The organism is Brevibacillus sp. FSL K6-2834, from assembly GCF_038592925.1.
In the GTDB taxonomy this organism is placed as follows: Bacteria; Bacillota; Bacilli; order Brevibacillales; family Brevibacillaceae; genus Brevibacillus; species Brevibacillus borstelensis.
Window position 1 is genome coordinate 3,151,332 of sequence record NZ_CP151945.1, and the last position, 19,109, is coordinate 3,170,440.

A 19,109-nucleotide genomic window follows, 5' to 3' on the forward strand; every position below is an offset into this window, starting at 1 on the left:
ATCAAAACTTCTCCTTTACTTTCTTTCCGAGCAATCCTTGGGGCATAAAAATAAGGACGATCAGGATCAGCAAAAACGCGCTGGCATCCTTGTAGGCAGAACTGTAGAGAGAGAATACCTGCTCGATGACCCCGAGCAGCAGTCCGCCGATCAAAATTCCGAGCGGATTGGTCAATCCCCCGATAATGGCAGCAGCAAAAGCCTTTAAACCGAGTGTTGCTCCCATGAAAAACGCGGTATTGGTGATCGGTCCGACCAGGATGCCGCCGACGCCGGCCAACGCTGACGAGAGAGCAAAGGCGAGTACCGCCATCCGCCTTGGGTTAATGCCCATCAGCGACGCAGCATCCGGGTTGAAAGCGACAGCAGCGAGAGCCTTTCCGAGCAGCGATCGGTTCAGGAAGAAAAACAGGCAGGCCATGATGACGATGGCACAGATCGCGACAAAGATCTCGTGCTTGGTGATGCCCACGGAACCAAATCGGTAGACCTCATTTCCAAAAGGGGACGGAAACGGGATCACATTTCTCCCCCAGATCAGCATCGCAATATTGCGAATCATCAAGGAAACGGCAACCGTACTGAGAATCCAGCCCACGGACAAAACGTGGCCGAGGGGCCGAATCGCTCCCCTCTCCAGCCCCCAGCCAAGCATGGCCATAGCCGCTGCCACGACCACCATCGTGACGAGAACTGATACAAACAGGTTCATTCCTGCAGAAGTCACCGTACCCAATGTTGTCAATCCCACCAAAGCGCCCAGCATCAGAAAGTCTCCCTGGCCGAAGTTCATCGTCCGGGTGGTCACAAACGTAATGTAATAGCCTTGGGCAATAATCGCGTAAATGCTCCCCAGAATCAATCCGCTCACGATGGCTTGCAGCAATAACACTACCTCCTCTCCAGATCTTCCGTGCCACGAAGTCGTCAAGAGAACTTCGAAGCGCTAAGGCTTGACGATTACGCCGTCCCTATAGGTCGCCAAAAACATATTGGAGCTGGTCAACGCTTCGTGATTCTCTTTTGTAAACGGCTGTTCCCCAATCGCCGTGATGCCGGTAAAGCCGGTCATATTTTCGATAGCGTCCCGTATCGCCTTCGGGTCTGTTCCCGCTTTCTTGACGGCCTGCAGGATCAGCTGCATGCAATCGTACCCTTGAGCCGATGCGATCGGGAAGATGTCTTCGCCGTATTTGGCTACCACCTTGTCGTGAAATGCTTTTGATTCAGCGCTTTGATCGATCGTAAAGGACTGAACCATGTAAACGTCCTTGTTGACCAGATCTCCCACCAGCTCTTTCACTGTCGGGTCCCCCATCGCCCAGGACGCGACCGTCAGCGGATAGTAGTTCAGCTTTTGCCGGGATTTCAAATATTGAGCCGCCTCCGGGGCAAGACCGTAAAAGATCACGACTTCAACCTGTGCATCGCGCATTTTGCTCAACTGCGCCTCCATGTTCGTATCGTTTACCTGGAACGACTCGGTTGCGGTCAAAGTCATGTTGTATTTGTCTTTCAGCACGCCTTCCACGTCCGTCTTGCCGCCCTGCCCGTAACCGGTCGTATCATGCAGCAGACCGATCTTGGTCAATTTTTTCTCTTCCACGACCCACTTCAGGATGGTTTCTACCTGCCCCTTGTCATAGGGCGCTACCCGAAAGATGTAGTTCTTGTCCTCCTTTTCATAGGTCTGGGTAATGGTCGTTCCCGTCGCGACCGGGATGATCTCCGGCACCCCGGCTTCCTGAGCAAACTTGATGTGGGCTTTTGCATTTCCGGAGTTGGCAGGCCCGACAAAGCCGACCACTTTGTCCTGCTGTATCAATCTCTGAACGATCTCAACCGATTTCTCGGGTTTGGCCTCGTCATCGTACACGATCAGCTTCGCTTTCTTGCCATCAGCTCCGCCCGCTTCGTTAAACTCGTCGACCGCCATTTGGGCAGCCCGCTTGACCGCTTCCCCGAACTTGGCCGTTCCGCCGCTGAGCGAAATCGCCAATCCGACGTTGAACTCTCCCCCGGAGCTCTGGCTGCCGGGTGCTGCTCCCGCCTGCGTCTGCCCGCCGGATTGACCGCCTGAAGATTGGTCCAGCTTCGGTCCGCATCCCGCTGCCCCCACGGCAAGTACCATCGCCAACGTAAACCACCATCTTGCCTTTTTCACTGCTGCCAGTCCCCCTCTTACCCAAAATTATTAGTGCATGACATATCCGCCCGAGATATTGATGGCCTGACCGGTGATTGCCGCAGCTTGTTCAGATGCGAGAAATACCGCAAATTCGCCAATTTCCCCCGCCTCCAGCAAGCGGTGCTGGGGCACGTTTCTGAGAATCACCTCTTCGAGCACTTCTTCTTCTGGTACCTGGTAGCTTTTTGCAAGATCAGCCAATTGATTGCGGACGAGCGGCGTATCCACATACCCGGGGCAAATGGCGTTACAGGTCACACCTGAGTCTGCCGCTTCCATCGCCGTCACTCTCGTCAGTCCGATAATCCCGTGTTTTGCAGAACAATAACCGGCTTTAAACGGAGCACCGATTTTGCCATTGATCGAGGAAATGTTGATGATTCTGCCCCAGCCCCGCTGTTTCATCTGGGCAAAAACGGCTTGTGTCGCCACGAATGGTCCTACCAGCATGACCTCAATCATTTTTTGAAACGTCGCAGGATCATACGTCTCAATCGGAGAAACATGCTGGAAGCCGGCATTGTTCACGAGGATGTCGACAGCGCCAAGCTCTTTTTGGCAAACAGCAACCATCTCGCGGATCGAAGCGAAGTTGGACAAATCCGCCTGAATGGCGATTTTCTTTTGGCTGTCCCTCGCTTCCATGGAGTCAACAGCAGACCGCGCCTTCTTTTCGTCGATGTCAGCGATGGCGATCTGACACCCCGCGGCATACATTTTTTCTGCGATCGACAGCCCGATCCCGCTTGCCCCCCCTGTAATCAAAGCGACTTTGTCGAGTTTCAGATTTGTTTGCATAGGTCCTCCTTCCACACTTGTAACCGTTTGTAATTCAGAATATTTGCAACCTTTGTGCCAAGTGGAAAGGAGCAGAATTGATCGCTTTCTTGAATCTGAATGTTTCATTTTTGCGACACATTCTTGATTCAACTTTGCGACATGTTGCGTTTTTGCGACGATCATTCGTTGGGTATCCGGTGCTTTTCCAGCTTCCGGTACAAGCTTGCCCTATGTATGCCTAGCAGTTGGGCTGCCTGGACTTTGTTTCCGCCGCAGTGAGCCAGTGCAGCTTCGAGCACGCGTCTTTCCGTCTTGGCCACCTCCGCCTCGAGGTCAAACGAAGCATTTTCACTGTCAACAGTCACCTGTCTGTCCAGCAAATAAGGCGGCAGATGCTCCACCTCCAGCTCCCCCTGTTCCGCCAACTGTACGGCCCTCTCCAGCACATTGTTCATTTCCCGCATGTTGCCCGGCCAACGATGCGCCAAAAAAATCTCCTGTACCTGCCGGCTGATGCCTGTTACATCGGTATACAGCTCGTTGTTCAGCTTTTTGATCAGCTCATGGGCCAGCGCAATGATGGAGAGTCCGAGCACCCGGAGAGGCGGCAGGTTAATCGTGAAGACATTCAGTCGATAATACAAATCCTCGCGAAAGCTGCCTTCCCGAATCAATTTCTCCAAAGGACGATGGGTGGCCGCGATGACGCGAATATCCACGCTGACCGGTCTGGTCGCTCCGATCCGCTCCACTTCCTTTTCTTGCAGGACGCGAAGCAGCTTCGCCTGCATATCCAAAGGCATGTCCCCGATCTCATCGAGAAACAGCGTCCCGTTGTTTGCCAGCTCAATCTTGCCGGGCTTTCCTCCTTTTTTCGCTCCGGTAAACGCTCCGTCTTCGTACCCGAACAGCTCTGCTTCCATCAGATCCTTTGGGATGGCGGCACAGTTTACCCGGACGAACGCTCCATCCGCCCTGCTGCTCTCTTCATGGATTGCATGAGCAAACAGCTCCTTACCGGTCCCGCTCTCACCGAGGATCAATACCGAGGATTTCGTTTGCGCGATCCGTTTGGCCAGATGGACGGCTTCTTTCATGAGGGGGTGCTCGGCAAAAATATGGGCGAACGAGTATTTCGCTCCCATCATCCGCTTTAGCTCCTGACGGTAAAAGTCCAGCTTTCGCTCCATGATGTTGTAGCGTTCCACGATACTGCGCAGCTCGCGCAAATCGCTGAATACGACCTTGCCCAATGCGCCTACCGTCTCCTCCCCTTCCTTCAGCGGCATACGGCTTACAATGATCTCCCTGTCACCGATCCGCATTAGCTGGTCTATCTCGGGTTTGCCGCTCTTGATGACGAGATGCATTCTCGTATTTTCAATCACTTCCGTAACATGGCGTCCGATCGCCTCCTCAATCGTCGTGCCTAAAAAATCGCAGTAGCTTTGATTGATCATCGTAATGATCCCGCTTTTGTCACACATGACAATTCCGTCATACAGCTGCTCGACCAGCTCTTTGAACTGATGCAGCTCGCGTTCTTGTTCGGTCCACCTTCCGAGGCTGTCTGCCATATGGCCCAGAGGCTGAAAAATGGAAATGCCACCTACCACTTCTCCTGCAACAGAGAAAGGGAGGCGGTCAACGAGAAAAAGCTTTTCGCCATAGCGAATCTCTCTGCGTAAACTGGGTCGTCCCTGGCTCATGACCTGCAGCATATCAGAGCCGGGGGCAATACTGCTGATCGGCCGCTCCACAATCTCTTCTCTCTTCAGTCCCAAAAGCTGTGAACCGGCCGTGTTGACAAAGGTAATCATTCCATCCCGATCAACCAAAACAATCCCGTACGGAATCAAGTCTAAAAATTCGATCAATTCAATCTGCATCGGATTACCTCCTTTATGCTTCCACTTTACCGAAAAAAAGGAAAAGAAAAAAGGAGCGATTGGCGCTCCCTCTAATCATGCACTAAAAATCCGTGGCGTCCCATTCACTGAGATCGTCGTGGTCTGAAACGCTTTCTGCAAATCGCCCGCAATCGGGTTCCAGACAAAGCATGCCGTCCAGCTGACCGTCATGAAAAGGCAAGCCGTGATTCCCGCCACAGTAGGGACATGTCCACATATGGTGTCCTCCTTCTTCCTCATGGTTGAAGTCCTTCCATACAGGTAGTCTGCCCCAAATGCTTCCTTTGCTAATCAGCTGCTAATCAACCTTGTTGTTTTCCCAGTATTGCAGGTAGTAGTACGGATTGATTGCCCGATCGTCTGCAGTCCGATACAGTCCGAAATGCAGGTGAGACGGAAACATGCCATCTGTCCCAGGTGGTCCATAGCCTGTCGTGCCGACAAATCCAATCAACTGCCCGGGTCTGACCGTCGAACCTACTTTCAGATCAGGCGGATAGGCTGTCAAATGGGCGTAGTACATCCGGTATTTCCCGTTTTCATCGGTGATGTTGACTCGCCACCCGCCATAAGTGTTCCAGCCGATCCGATTGATCACGCCGTCTCCTACGCTGTAAACAGGCGTCCCCTGTGGTGCCATGATGTCAATTCCTTCATGGGAGCGGACTGTTCCCGAGTTTGATTCTGTCCACTCCCGCCCAAAGCCAAAGCTGTCTCCAAATGGCTGATACTCGCTTTTGCTGTCAAATGGGAAGACGTATCTTTCCGAGAGCAGCACAGAATGGTCCACCGCGGCAGACAGAGGGTTCACTGCCTTTTTCGCGTTACCCGGCAAAAACAGCAGTTGACCCGTGAGCAGATACCCGGCGTCGTCAGCATTGTTGCCTTGAATTGCAGAAACACTTGTACCATGCCGCTTGGCGATCGTCTCCAAGGTATCTCCAGCCTGGACGATATACGGGTTTCCTCGCTCCAAGCGCTTCCTTTCATTTTCGGCGACTGGCTTTGTCCAAATCTTCGCCACTTTTGCCCGTTGGTCCCACGTCACTTCGTATCCCAAGGATTCACTGACAAACCGAATCGGTACAAGTGTCCGTCTATTTCTGACTACGGGTGCTGTATCCAGCTTTTTGCGGCTTCCATTTACATATCCCACTCTGCTTTCAGGGAACACAGCCACCTGATGGGCTCCATCCCGCAAGGTCACCTGGCGTGTATCCGGATCATAGGAAACATCTGCGCCCGAGTGCTCCGCAAGCAGGCGGATTGGAACCAAAATGCGTCCGTTCTGATGAAGAGGCTGTACATCGGAGAGCACCCCTTTGCCATCTATCATCATCGAGATGACGGGGCGTGATGTCTGGGCATGAGCATCCATGCTGTGGGTTATCGTGAAAGATGTCACAAGCAAAAAAGCGCCCAGAAGCCTGCTGATAAGACGAGGGCTGTTAGTATGTACACAGCGAGTCATCTTTTTCCCCCCTATGCGTTCAAACTCGTACACATTATCGCACAGGGGAGAAAGCAGGTTCCAGACGCAAAAAATGTTAATCAGCGAGATCCGGTATCATACACTTTGCCCAATGCGGCAGGAGCGCTGGAGCGTCCAACCACACCAGCCAACACCAGGATGGTGAGAATGTATGGAAGCATGAAAATCACTTCGGTCGGGACGTATTTGGTGAGACCAAAAATTTGAACCAGCGATTTGATCGCTTGCGCTACCCCGAAGAACAGGGCAGCCCCCATCGCGCCGGCAGGATGCCATTTCCCGAAAATGAGAGCGGCAAGGGCGATAAAGCCTTGTCCGGACACGGTATTGTGAGAAAAGTTGCTGGTGGTAGTAAGCGCAATCGTTGCTCCACCCATAGCTGCCAAAGCGCCGCTGATCATAACAGCCGTGTAACGCATGCGTTTTACGTTGATCCCAACGGTATCGGCAGCACGCGGGTGTTCCCCGACCGCCCGCAGGCGAAGCCCGAATGACGTTTTAAACAGCAGATACCAGGAAAGCGCAACCAGTGCGAAGGCAATATAACTGGTCGGGTAGCCTTCGAAAATGGCATGTCCCAAAATGGGAATGTCGCTGAGCACCGGGATGTGCCACTTGCTGAATACTTGCTGCAATGTCGTCGTTTGTCCTGCACCGTTGAAAATGATCTTGGTCAGGTAGACAGACAGACCTGTTGCCAAAAAGTTGAGGGCGACACCACTGACGACCTGGTCGGCTTTAAACGTGATAGAAGCGACCGCGTGCGGCGTAGCGAATAGCGCTCCGGCAATGCACGCTCCCACCAAACCGATCCAAGGAGCCAATGAGCCGAATGAATCCTGAGCAAAGAAAGTAAACACTGCACCGGTAAAGGCGCCGATGACCATCATCCCTTCCAGCGCGATGTTCACCACGCCGGATCGCTCCGAATACATACCGCCCAGAGCGGCGAATATCAAGGCAGTGGAAAACACGATGGTATCATGAATAAGGTTGCCGATAATCACTCCCCAATCCATCAGTTTCCACCCTCCTTCTTCTGTAAAAGTGGCTTAATGAAAAACTTGACGATTCCATGCGCTGCAACGAAGAAAATGACAGAGGAGATTACTACCCGAATCAGCTCGACCGGTACCCCTGCACCGAATTTCATACCGGCAGCTCCAAATGTAAGCATTCCAAACAGAATGGCCCCCAAAATGACACCAAGCGGGGTGTTTCCTCCGATCAGCGCTACCGCAATACCGTCAAAGCCGTATCCGGGCTGTGCAGCCATAATCGATTGGTAATGGAATACGCCCAAAATCTCGCACGCTCCGCCGATACCTGCGAACATGCCGCCGACGAACATGGCATTGACCACATTGCGGTTCACATTCATCCCCGCGTATTCCGAAGCATGCGGGTTTAACCCTACAGCGCGGAGCTCGAAGCCCGACTTTGTCTTCCAGAGAAGGATATAAAAGAATACCGCGGCCAAAATCGCAAGCAACGTCCCCCAATGCAGGCGGGCACTGTCAAACATCTGGGAAAGCCATGCAAAAGAGATAGACGCCGAATCCTTGATCATTTCCGAGCGCTGCTGGCCTTCTTGAAGGTAAAACGCCTTGACAACGTAGTTGGCAAAGTACAAGGCAATCCAGTTTAACATGATTGTCGTGATCACTTCGTTTACGCCTCGCGCAGCCTTGAGCCATCCCGCGATAGCGCCCCACAGTCCCCCGGCAAGAGCACCTGCAATCACTGCGAGCGGAGCATGAATATACGCCGGAAGATCAAAAGAAATCCCTACTGCCGTAGAAGCGATCATCCCGATAATAAATTGCCCCTCGGCACCGATATTGAAAAGACCGGTCCGGAACGCAAATGCCACGGAGAGACCTGTAAAGATCAGCGGGGTAATCTGACGAATCGTTTCCCCAAAGTTATAAGAGCTTCCAAATACCTTTTCAACCAGGGACGCATATGCCTGAATTGGATTAAAACCGCCTGCCAGCATGGCGACAGCGCCCGTCAACAGGCCCAGAATAATGGCAGCAACCGGTACGAGGAACGACTCCTTGGTAAAGATGGCAATGACTCTATTCACCGTTGCCGCCTCCTTGCATTCGTTTTCCACCAGACATCATCAAGCCAAGTTCTTGCTCGTCCGTCTGTTTTGCATCAACAATGCCGACGATCTGCCCTTCGTAAATGACCGCGATCCGGTCGGAAACGTTGATGATCTCGTCAAGCTCTAGGGATAGCAACAAGACGGCCTTTCCTTTGTCCCGCTGTTCAATCAGACGTCTATGGATAAATTCGATGGCTCCAACGTCGAGACCACGTGTAGGCTGAGCTGCAATCAACAGATCCGGATCCTTGTTCACTTCGCGGGCGATAATCGCTTTTTGCTGATTGCCCCCGGAAAGAGCCCGTGCAGGGGTGTGAATACTCGGTGTCCGCACGTCAAACTCCTCGATCAGTTTGCTCGCATGCTTGTCTATTGCCGCGTAGTCCAGGAAGCCGTTTTTATTGAACTCTGGATGGAAATACGTTTCCAGCACCATGTTTTCACTCATCGGGAAGTCAAGGACAAGACCGTGCTTGTGGCGGTCTTCGGGAATGTGCGACAAGCCCGACTCCGAAATGACGCGCGGTGTCTTGTTCGTTATATCTTGACCTTTGAGCAGCACACGTCCGCTGGAGGCTTTCCGCAGCCCTGTCAATACCTCGATAAGTTCACTTTGCCCGTTGCCATCGACACCCGCGATGCCGAGGATCTCCCCGCTCCTTACTTCCAGCGAGATGCTGTTGAGCGCATTGACGCCTCTGTTGCCCATCGCCGTAATATTTTCCACAGACAAAATGACTTCTTTCGGATTTGCTTCCTTCTTATCGACACGGAAGTTAACTTCACGACCGACCATTTTTGCCGCAAGGTCATCCGGATTTGTATCCTTTACCCCTACGGAATCGATGACTTTTCCTCTGCGGATGATGGTAACCGTATCACAGACAGCCATGATTTCTTTTAGCTTGTGGGTGATCAAGATAATCGTTTTGCCTTCTTTGACGAGGTTGTGCATAATCTCGATCAGTTCCACGATTTCTTGAGGGGTTAACACAGCTGTCGGCTCATCGAAGATCAGAATATCGGCGCCGCGGTAAAGCGTTTTCAAAATCTCTACACGCTGTTGCATCCCCACGGATATATCCTCAATTTTGGCTCGCGGATCCACCTTCAAGCCGTATTGATTGGACAACTTCTCGACTGCTTTGATGGCACTCTGCATATCTATCTGTAACCCGGATTTCGGTTCATTTCCTAATACAATGTTTTCTGTAACCGTAAACTTTTCTACGAGCATAAAATGCTGATGAACCATTCCAATACCAAGATCATTCGCTACGCTGGGGCTGGTGATTTTCACCGGCTTCTCGTTAATGAGGATTTCGCCCTCTTCAGGCTGATACAAACCGAACAAAACATTCATCAGTGTGGACTTGCCAGCGCCATTCTCTCCCAGGAGGGCGTGGATTTCCCCTTTTTTCACAACAAGGTTGATGTTGTCATTGGCAATAATGCCGGGGAAGCGCTTTGTGATACCGCGCATTTCAACAACAGTCTGTACAGGTTTCAACCATGTTCCCCCCGTTTTTGTGGGTCTAGTGTAGAAGGTAAAGAACAAGGCTAGTCGCTCGAACTAGCCTTGTCCGTGTGCAGTCTTAGAGGTCTTCTTACTTTTCTGGTACTGTAATTTCGCCTTTAACGATTTTTTGCTTGAACTCATCTGCCAGCTTCAATACGTCTTCAGGCACATTTTTCTTCGAGGTTTCTGCCAGGCCTACACCGTCTTCAGCCAGACCGAGCCATACGATTTTTCCGCCTTCAAATTTGCCGTCGATCACGTCTTTGGATACGCGGTAAACAGCTTCATCCACGCGTTTTACCATGGAAGTCAGCGTTACTTCATCACCAAATGTCAGGGACTGGTCTTTGTCTACACCAATTACCCAAACATTTTCGCCTTTGGATTTGCGGTCTTTTGCTTCGTTGAACACGCCATCGCCAGTTGCGCCGGAAGCGTGGAAAATGATGTCTACGCCTTGGCCGTACATTTGGGATGCAGTAGATTTACCGAGGTCAGGCTTGTCAAATGCACCCGTGTATACTTTTACTACTTCAACACTTGGATCAGCTGCTTTTACACCAGCTTCAAAGCCAACTTCAAAGCGCTTGATTACTGGGATTTCCATACCGCCCACGAAACCAACTTTTTTGCTCTTGGACATTTTCGCCGCTACGACACCAGCCAGGAAGGAACCTTCATGCTCTTTGAACAGAACGGATTCCACGTTTGGCGCGTCTACTTCTGCGTCGATGATAGCGAGCTTGCTGTCAGGGTTTTCAGTAGCTACTTTCTTCACGTGGTCACCGATAACGAAACCGATACCCCAAGTCAGATCCCACTTGTCTTTTACAAATTGAGTCAAGTTCGGGATGTAGTCAGCATCAGAGGTGGATTGCAGGTAGCTTACGTTGTCCTGCGGCAGGTTCAGGTCCTTCTGCAGTTTTTGCAGCCCTTCCCATGCACTTTGGTTAAAGGAGTTGTCGTTTACCCCGCCCACGTCGGTAACCATGCCGATGCGTGCAGTAGGCGCTGCTCCGCCTTGGGCTCCCCCTTCTGCTCCACCTTGGTTAGCACCACCTGGTTGTCCTTCTGGTTTGCTTCCACAGCCGGCCAAAACCAAAGACAGGCTAAGGGTTGCCACGGACAGGACAGAAAGTACCTTTTTCATGTCAGAATACCCCCTATTTTTAATGAGATGAAATTGTTGAGTGAGGTTTCCCTCACGTGTTACAACCGTCTGCGTACAACGTGAAAGTGAAATTTGTCAGCCCGAAAGTAATTGTGTGAATACAAGACAGGCCGTTCACTTTCGTCGTAGTGAATCTGTTTCAAGAGCAAGAGAGGCGTCGCCTTGTTGCACTGCAACAGGGGAGATACCTTTTCGCAATGTCCGAGCGGTTCCATATCGGCAATCGCATAAGCGATGCGGATCCCGGTCACGGACTCCAGCCACTTGAAAATAGATTCTCCACCCTCCGTATAGCCTCCAGGTACCAAATGGGCGGGTATGCGGTCAAAACAGTAGACCACCGGTTCCCCATCTGCCGTGCGAATCCGTTCTACCATGAGAACGCCCTCTCCCGGATTGAGAGAAAGCTTTTTCCGCTCTTCCTCCGCAGGTTCGCCGTAAGCTGTACGCAAAATGGTTGTGCCGGCAACATAGCCTTGGCGTTCGATTGCATCCGTCACACTAAAGAGTTCCCCAATTCCACCTGAAAAAACAGGTCGAGAATTAATAAAGGTCCCCACACCGTGTCTCCGAATGACAATCTTCTCTTCTTCAAGCAAGCGAAGAGCTTCCCGCAGCGTCGCTCGGCTCACACCCAACTGCTTGGAAAGGTCGGCTTCGGAAGGTAGACGTTCACCGGGTTTTAGCTTCCCGGAATCGATGTCGCTTTTGATCTTGTCCATTACCAAGAGACAAAGCGAACGGAAATTCCCCTTGATGCTCATCTTCCTCCACTCCTGCTTCCTCAGCTATTCGAATAGGTAGGACGTCAGACCTCTTGAAATCAAGAGAGGATAACAACAATTTCCTTCAATCCCGTAAAAATTGTACCCTAGGGGCGAATATCATGCAAGCCAATTTTTTTGACTAGATGACAGTTTTCTGACGATCGTCTCGTCTCTGCGCCCCGCAGGTACATATATGAAAATCATGTTCATTTTAGGAAATGTTGCTCTCGGGAGTGGGCCTTGGCAAACGCACTTCTCTCGGCTTGCTTCCCTCGTAAGGCCCCACGACGCCTTGTGCCTCCATCATGTCAATCAAACGGGCCGCACGTGTATACCCAACCCGCAGTCTGCGCTGCAGAAGCGAAGCCGATGCCGTCTGGGCCTCTACTACGACTTGGACAGCCTGGTCGTACATATCATCGTCGACTACCGGCTGCGCGTCTTCTGTTGTCTCTTCCGGAATCATGTCTTCCTGGTAGCGTGCCTCTTGCTGTTCCTTGACAAACGTTACTACTTCCTCTACTTCCTTGTCAGAAACATAGGCCCCCTGTACACGGGTCGGCTTGGAAGCGCCCATCGGCAAATAGAGCATGTCTCCGCGTCCGAGGAGCTTCTCCGCACCGCCCATATCCAGAATGGTTCGGGAATCGGCCATGGATGATACGCCGAAGGCAATCCGGGAAGGGATATTCGCCTTGATCAATCCCGTGATGACATCTACTGACGGGCGCTGCGTAGCGATGATCAGATGGATCCCCGCCGCACGCGCCATCTGGGCGAGACGGCAAATCGCATCCTCCACCTCACCGGGCGCGACCATCATCAGGTCTGCCAGCTCGTCCACGATCACGACAATGTAAGGAAGTGGAGCCCCTTCTGCCTGCTGGTTGTACATCTCAATGTTGCGGCTGCCTGTCTTGGCGAACAGATTGTACCGCCGCTCCATCTCAGCCACGACTTTTTTCAGCGCAACCGAGGCTCTTCGCGGGTCAGTGACTACCGGTGCCAACAGATGCGGGATGCCGTTGTATACGTTTAGCTCGACCATTTTGGGATCGACCATCATCAGCTTTACTTCGTCCGGGCTTGCTTTGAATAAAATACTCATGATCAACCCGTTGATACATACAGACTTCCCGCTGCCCGTAGCGCCTGCGACGAGCAAATGCGGCATTTTCGTCAGGTCGGCAACGATCGGCTCGCCAGATATATCGCGCCCGAGGGCAACCGTCAATTTCGCGGAGGCATCCTGGTAAGAGGCCGATTCCAGCACCTCTCGAAGCGAGACAACCGCAACCTCGGAATTCGGGATTTCGATCCCGATCGCTGATTTTCCCGGAATAGGCGCTTCGATGCGAATGTCCTTGGCAGCGAGCGCCAGCGCCAAATCGTCTGTCAGACTGACAATCCTGCTCACCTTCACCCCGGTTGCAGGCTGCACTTCATAACGGGTAACGGCCGGACCGCGGTGAACCTCGGAGACGATCGCATTGACCCCGAAGCTTTTGAGCGTTTGCACCAATTTGTTCGCGTTGGACGTATGATCGACATCTTTGCCTGGAATGTACGCCTTTGGTCGGGTCAGCATCTGAATGCTGGGGAGCACATAAGGAACGCTCGGCTGCGCGCCTTCCTCCTCCAGCGTGCCAAAGATCTCTTCGTCCCCCTCAAGCGAAAAGGTAATCTCGCGCTCAACCGATGGTTTCGTGCGAGGAGTTGCAATCGCTTCCTCTTCCGCCTCGCTTCCCTGCTCGGTCACCAGCCTTTCCGCAAAATCGCGAATAAGCGGTGCGCTTGCATGCTGTGTCTGCTCTTCTCCGCCTGTTCCAGGCTGGCTGTCCCCGGAAGTGGCAGCATTGCCGGCATCAAAGGCTTGTGTTGCGTTCGACGCGGCTGCCATCTGCGCTTCCTTGGCTTTCTTCGCTTCGCGCTCTTCTTCAGCCAGTTGCTTCCGCTTTTCGCTTTCATTTTGCAGCATTTGAACAGAATCTTTGACCGAATCTTTCATCTTGGCATACAGCAGAGCGATTTTGTCTCTCGCAAAAATGGCGATGTCCACGTAAGACAGGTTGAACAAAAACATGATTCCGGCCAAAATCAAAAAGCCGATAATCAATCCGGTACCGATCGGCCCGACGAGACCATTGCATAGAGCGAAAAATACCGCCCCCACCATCCCGCCGCCGACTCCGGTCGTCGACACCTTCTGGCTGTGGTCAAGCCAGATCCGATCCCAGGTGACGCGGATGATGCTCTGATCGGAAAACGTTCCTCCAGCCGTTACCTGCTTGTACAAAAACATGTGATCCCAGGTCAAAACAGCGACAAGTATGAGCAGCAATCCAAAAACGCGCAACGACATCCGCGGCGGTTTTCGGGTAAACATCATATGTACGGCCAGCCCCATGATCAATAATGGGATGGTAAAATCCCACGACCCGGCCAAAAAGCGGAATAAAAAGGCGAGAATGTTCTTTCCAAGCCAGCCGCTTTCCAAAAGTCCGATGAGACAAAGCACGATCATGACCAGTCCCAGCAGCTCCAGTTTGACAACAGAGGCAACTGCCGCTTGCGACTGTCTTTTTGCTCTTCTACTCAGGTGGCATGCCTCCTTTCTTTCGTTTCCATCACTCATCTATCACTCAAAAAAAGTCCGGACGTATAAAAAGGCAGCCGTTTGTAGGTCGGCTGCTGTTTGTCCACATCTAGTATAACACAGGAAATTCATAGAAATACAGGTCTTATTGCCCGAAACCTTCCGGCCGAAAACGGATCACTTGACCGGGTGCAAACGCCGGGTTGAGATAGTCCTGCGGATTGGGACTGATCAGGCGAACCATCTTGCCCTCGTAAGGACCTGTTTGCTCAACCACCATAGTCGCCTCACCCATCGGGAGCTCACGCAGGACTTGTTTCTCTACCTGATCCATCCCTTCGAACACTACTTCCATCGGGACCACGGAATAGAAAATCACTGCAGCACCTTCTCTCCGTTCCGGGCTTTTTCGATCAGCTCGTTCAGCTTTTTCAACGCCTTGCCGAGCCCTCCTACCTCGTCAATCAACCCGTACTTGACCGCATCTGCTCCGATGACATTGGTGCCGATATCCCGCGTCAATTCGCCTGTCCTCAGCATCAGCTCGCGGAACTGGTCCTCTGTGATCCTGGAGTGGCGGGCGATAAAGCTGACGACTCGATCCTGCATTTTATCCAGGTATTCAAAGGTTTGCGGGACACTGATCACAAGGCCGGTCAAGCGTATCGGGTGAATCGTCATGGTCGCCGTTTCTGCTATGAAGGAATAGTCGCCAGCGACGGCGATTGGCACGCCAATACTGTGTCCTCCTCCAAGGACCAGTGTAACGACCGGTTTCGAGAGAGAAGAGACCATCTCCGCGATCGCCAAGCCTGCCTCTACATCTCCCCCGACCGTATTCAAGATCACCATGACTCCCTCAATTTTGCTGTTTTGCTCTGCCGCAACCAGTTGCGGAATGATATGCTCGTATTTCGTCGTCTTGTTTTGCGGCGGCAGCTGGATGTGACCTTCCACCTGTCCGATGATCGTCAAACAATAAATATTGCTTTCCAGTTGAGGAACATTGGTTTGCCCCAACTGCGTGATGGAGTCGAGCAAACGCTTTTTCGGATCTTCTGCACCCGGAGGCTGGCCAGGCTGTTGCGGTTCTGTCGGCGCGGTTTGCGGGGCCTCCTGATTGCTCCCAAAAGGGGGGCGATTCAAATAATCGGGCCTTTGTCTGTTTTGCATGAATCCTCCTCCTTCGCTGTCTGTGATAGTATGGGTCGCAGGAGGAGAAAAGATGCAAGCTTTGGAAGACAATCCGTTTATTTACCGTTCGCCAGCTTTGTCAGCTTGGCGATTGTTTGGTTGTATTCCGCCTTGTTTTCCGGATTTTTTTCTTCCTTCAGTTTTGTGAGTAGCTGTTTGGCCAGCAGCTTCCGCTCATTTGGAAATTCTGCGTTGAACAGCTTCAAGTCATTGTCAACCAAATAGTTAACATACCAATAGAAATTCCCTTTGTAGACAGCCGGGACATCGAGCTTGCCAAGTCCCTCCATAAAGGAACGGTACCACTGCAGCTTCATCGCCTTTTTCTTGTCGGCAGCGATATCTGGAAGCTTGGAGACCTCATATAGGTTTCCAAGAGAGATGGCATAATCCTGGTAGTATCGTTCGTTCTCTGTGATCGTCTGATTATTGGTTTTGATCATTTCAATGATTCTGTCTCCCAGGGAAAAAGACAGACTGCCTTTCCCTGCTGTTCCAGGCATCGCTTTGTAAGTGTTGTAGATCGAAAGAACAGCCTGTAATCTTTCATCCAGCTTCGCTGTGTTGTCTTTTTGCAGATCATCTAAAAATTTCACTGTATATTTTTCGGTCCAGGCGTGTACAGTCTCAGGGTACGCTGATGCCAACGGCTTATGAAATTCTTTAAGGACATTCATCGTAAAAGCGTGCCCCCATTCAAAGCGGGCAAAATGTCCACCAGGGATATGGTCCCGGTACTTGTAAATGTCCTCCCGAAAACGGTCGAGAGCTTTCTCTACGCCTTCTGCATACTGGTAAGCAAAATTGATATCCCTGTCCTCCACCCACTCTTCTCGCAGGTCGTCCCAGAGGTGCAGATTGCTTGCGACGCGGACAGCCTCCTGCAGGATCTTCACTTCATTCGGAGAAACGTCCTGCATTGACCCGACACGTGCAAACATGTCGAGCACAATCCCCTTTATTTCCTCTCTCTGCTGAGAGTAGGGAGCGGAAACCTTTTGCTCCCAGACAAGCTGCAGTATTTTCGTTTGCTGCAGATACAGATCGTTCAACCGCCGCAAAAGATACAGTTGATCGGGTGAAAGCTCAGCACCGTTAGCCATGTCGGGATATGCGAAAAAATCGGGTCCAATCTGATGGGACCATCCCCTCGTCGTCCGGCATCCCATTGTGCACTCTTTGTTTCGTTCTTCGGCCAGCTGTTTTTGATCCGTTTCTTTCATTTTTTTGACGATGGCAGATTCGGCCCACACTTGGGATGAGGGTACCAGCAAGCAGGCTACAATCGCCAGAGGAATGATCTTCGTTTTCAATATGATCGCTCTCCTTTGCTTCTAAACACATATAAGGGAAGAACCTTCAAGAAATACGTGTAGCATGTAATGTGACGTTGTACGCTTCGTGATTGTTTCAATCCAGGACTGTCAGCAACTTGGGAATTACATCCCGGGCATGGGATTGGTTCATTTTACCGTGCTATTCCATTTTTTTCAAAATAAAAATAAGGAGAGCAGGGCAAAAGCCTTGGCAAGTAGTGCAGGGCCACTAATTTCGCTGCATTAAAGAGGCTTTTCAAGAAAAATAAAACAAGCCGAAAACCCTTGTGCAAACAGGATTTTCGGCTCGGATGTTGCTTGTAAGAAAAAAGCATTTTTAAACTTCCATGATGATGGGCAAGATCATTGGACGACGGCGGGTTTGATCGTACAAGAAACGGCCCAAGGCTTCCTTGACGTTATTTTTCAAAGAAGACCATTCATTCACATTTTCTTCCATGCATTTTACAAGTGTTTGGGTGACGATGCGATTTGCCTCGTCCAACAGCTCTTCAGATTCCCGAACATAGACAAATCCGCGGGAAATGATGTCTGGACCGGACAAAATCGTACCATTTTGTTTGCTGAGTGTAACGACAACTACCAGAATTCCATCTTGTGACAGTAATTTGCGGTCCCGAAGAACAATATTTCCTACATCGCCGACACCAAGGCCGTCAATCAAGACATTGCCAGCGTTGACCTTTGGCCCAAACCGTGCTTTTCCCCCGGAGATTTCCACTGTGTCACCGTTGTCCAACAGGAAAATGTTCTCACTTGGAACTCCCACCTGTTCTGCCAACATGGCGTGCATTCTCAGCATGCGGAACTCGCCGTGAATCGGGATAAAGTACTTTGGCTTCATGAGATTCAACATCAGACGAAGCTCTTCTTGACTGCCGTGACCGGAAACGTGCACAGCGCCATTCGGACCGTGCCCGCCGTAAATCACCTCAGCGCCAATCCGGGACAATTGATCGATGGTGCGTGCTACGTATTTTTCATTGCCAGGAATAGGTGTAGCTGCGATTACTACTGTGTCCCCTGGAAGAATATCGATTTTCCGATGGGCGGATCGGGCCATACGAGTGAGCGCGGACATCGGCTCCCCTTGACTTCCAGTGGATAAAATGACTACTTGCTCGGCAGGAAGCTTGTTCACTTCATCCGTATCGATGAACAGACCTTCAGGCACGTTGAGGTACCCCAGATCCTTACTGATATTGATGACGTTTTGCATGCTCCTGCCCACGACAGCGATCTTGCGACGATATTCGGTCGCAGCATCGACTACCTGCTGAATCCGGTGAACGTTGGATGCAAAAGTGGAAACGATGATCCGTCCTTCCGCTTTGCTGAACACATCCTTGATCGCAACACCGACAGAACGCTCCGAGCCGGTAAAACCGGGCCGCTCGGCATTGGTGCTGTCCGACAGCAGACATAATACGCCACGGTCACCGATCATGGCCATCTTGGCCAAATCAGCCTGTTGATTGTTTACCGGTGTCTGATCAAATTTGAAGTCCCCCGTATGCACTACGTATCCTTCAGGGGTTTCCAGACAAACGCCTACGCTGTCCGGGATACTGTGGTTGACGCGGAAAAACGTCGCCTTCATGTTCCCGAAATCAACTTCCGAGTCGCTGTTAATTAAAATGCGCTTTGTATCGTTTAGAATACCCGCTTCTTTTAATTTTGCTTCAATCAGACCCAGCGTCAATTTTGTCGCATATACCGGTACCTTCAAACGTTTTAGCACATAGCTAAGTCCGCCGATGTGATCCTCGTGTCCGTGCGTAACAATAATACCGCGAACTTTGTCGCGATTTTCCTCCAGGTACGTAATGTCCGGGATTACCATATCAATTCCCAGCATTTCCTCTTCCGGGAATTTTAATCCGGCGTCGATGACCACAATTTCATCGTCACATTGGACTACGTACATATTTTTCCCAATTTCGCCTACTCCGCCCAGGGCGAAAATGAGAACAGAGTGATTCGATTTTGCCAAAACGTGTAACCTCCTATATTTAGTTGTCTTTCACACTCAAATTAACCGC

General features: G+C 51.4%; 16 protein-coding genes. All 16 read right to left on the minus strand.

What is annotated here, in order from left to right; translation table 11 throughout:
* Window position 1 precedes the first annotated feature (1 nt).
* The 16 genes from NST96_RS15630 to NST96_RS15705 all read right to left on the minus strand — a co-directional run bounded on the left by NST96_RS15630 (window position 2) and on the right by NST96_RS15705 (window position 19,060).
* On the minus strand, window positions 2–886 hold the full coding sequence (locus NST96_RS15630) for a branched-chain amino acid ABC transporter permease (protein WP_003385797.1): 885 nt from the start codon (window positions 884–886) through the stop codon (window positions 2–4).
* 60 nt (window positions 887–946) lie between these two features.
* Complete coding sequence (locus NST96_RS15635) at window positions 947–2,164, minus strand: ABC transporter substrate-binding protein (protein WP_003385798.1); 1,218 nt, start codon at window positions 2,162–2,164, stop codon at window positions 947–949.
* 30 nt (window positions 2,165–2,194) lie between these two features.
* Window positions 2,195–2,986: a 3-hydroxybutyrate dehydrogenase gene (locus tag NST96_RS15640; RefSeq protein ID WP_342404170.1), complete on the minus strand. Its 792-nt coding sequence runs from the start codon at window positions 2,984–2,986 to the stop codon at window positions 2,195–2,197.
* 161 nt (window positions 2,987–3,147) lie between these two features.
* Window positions 3,148–4,857: a sigma-54-dependent Fis family transcriptional regulator gene (locus NST96_RS15645; RefSeq protein ID WP_003385800.1), complete on the minus strand. Its 1,710-nt coding sequence runs from the start codon at window positions 4,855–4,857 to the stop codon at window positions 3,148–3,150.
* Window positions 4,858–4,939: 82 nt separating this feature from the next.
* On the minus strand, window positions 4,940–5,095 hold the full coding sequence (locus NST96_RS15650; protein WP_170208368.1) for a hypothetical protein: 156 nt from the start codon (window positions 5,093–5,095) through the stop codon (window positions 4,940–4,942).
* 81 nt (window positions 5,096–5,176) lie between these two features.
* Window positions 5,177–6,349, minus strand: a complete 1,173-nt coding sequence (locus tag NST96_RS15655; RefSeq protein ID WP_039071453.1) for a stalk domain-containing protein — start codon at window positions 6,347–6,349, stop codon at window positions 5,177–5,179.
* Window positions 6,350–6,429: 80 nt separating this feature from the next.
* Complete coding sequence (locus NST96_RS15660) at window positions 6,430–7,389, minus strand: ABC transporter permease (RefSeq protein WP_003385802.1); 960 nt, start codon at window positions 7,387–7,389, stop codon at window positions 6,430–6,432.
* Complete coding sequence (locus NST96_RS15665; RefSeq protein ID WP_003385804.1) at window positions 7,389–8,459, minus strand: ABC transporter permease; 1,071 nt, start codon at window positions 8,457–8,459, stop codon at window positions 7,389–7,391. Before NST96_RS15665 ends, NST96_RS15660 begins: the two co-directional genes overlap by 1 nt.
* A complete protein-coding gene (locus NST96_RS15670; RefSeq protein WP_031932897.1) occupies window positions 8,452–9,966 on the minus strand; it encodes an ABC transporter ATP-binding protein in 1,515 nt (504 codons plus the stop codon). The genes NST96_RS15665 and NST96_RS15670 overlap by 8 nt, the downstream gene beginning before the upstream one ends.
* A 124-nt stretch (window positions 9,967–10,090) precedes the next feature.
* Window positions 10,091–11,152 (minus strand): BMP family ABC transporter substrate-binding protein, encoded by a 1,062-nt coding sequence (locus tag NST96_RS15675; protein ID WP_003385809.1) that lies wholly within the window; start codon window positions 11,150–11,152, stop codon window positions 10,091–10,093.
* A gap of 59 nt (window positions 11,153–11,211) precedes the next feature.
* Window positions 11,212–11,937, minus strand: a complete 726-nt coding sequence (locus NST96_RS15680; protein ID WP_003385811.1) for a GntR family transcriptional regulator — start codon at window positions 11,935–11,937, stop codon at window positions 11,212–11,214.
* Between the two features lie 214 nt (window positions 11,938–12,151).
* On the minus strand, window positions 12,152–14,575 hold the full coding sequence (locus NST96_RS15685) for a DNA translocase FtsK (RefSeq protein WP_051925545.1): 2,424 nt from the start codon (window positions 14,573–14,575) through the stop codon (window positions 12,152–12,154).
* Window positions 14,576–14,681: 106 nt separating this feature from the next.
* Window positions 14,682–14,915, minus strand: a complete 234-nt coding sequence (locus NST96_RS15690; RefSeq protein ID WP_003385816.1) for a YlzJ-like family protein — start codon at window positions 14,913–14,915, stop codon at window positions 14,682–14,684.
* Complete coding sequence (locus tag NST96_RS15695) at window positions 14,912–15,709, minus strand: ClpP family protease (protein WP_003385817.1); 798 nt, start codon at window positions 15,707–15,709, stop codon at window positions 14,912–14,914. Before NST96_RS15695 ends, NST96_RS15690 begins: the two co-directional genes overlap by 4 nt.
* A gap of 77 nt (window positions 15,710–15,786) precedes the next feature.
* Window positions 15,787–17,043, minus strand: a complete 1,257-nt coding sequence (locus NST96_RS15700) for a hypothetical protein (protein WP_003385818.1) — start codon at window positions 17,041–17,043, stop codon at window positions 15,787–15,789.
* Window positions 17,044–17,383: 340 nt separating this feature from the next.
* Window positions 17,384–19,060, minus strand: coding sequence for a ribonuclease J (locus tag NST96_RS15705; RefSeq protein ID WP_003385819.1), 1,677 nt, complete (start codon window positions 19,058–19,060; stop codon window positions 17,384–17,386).
* Window positions 19,061–19,109 lie beyond the last annotated feature (49 nt).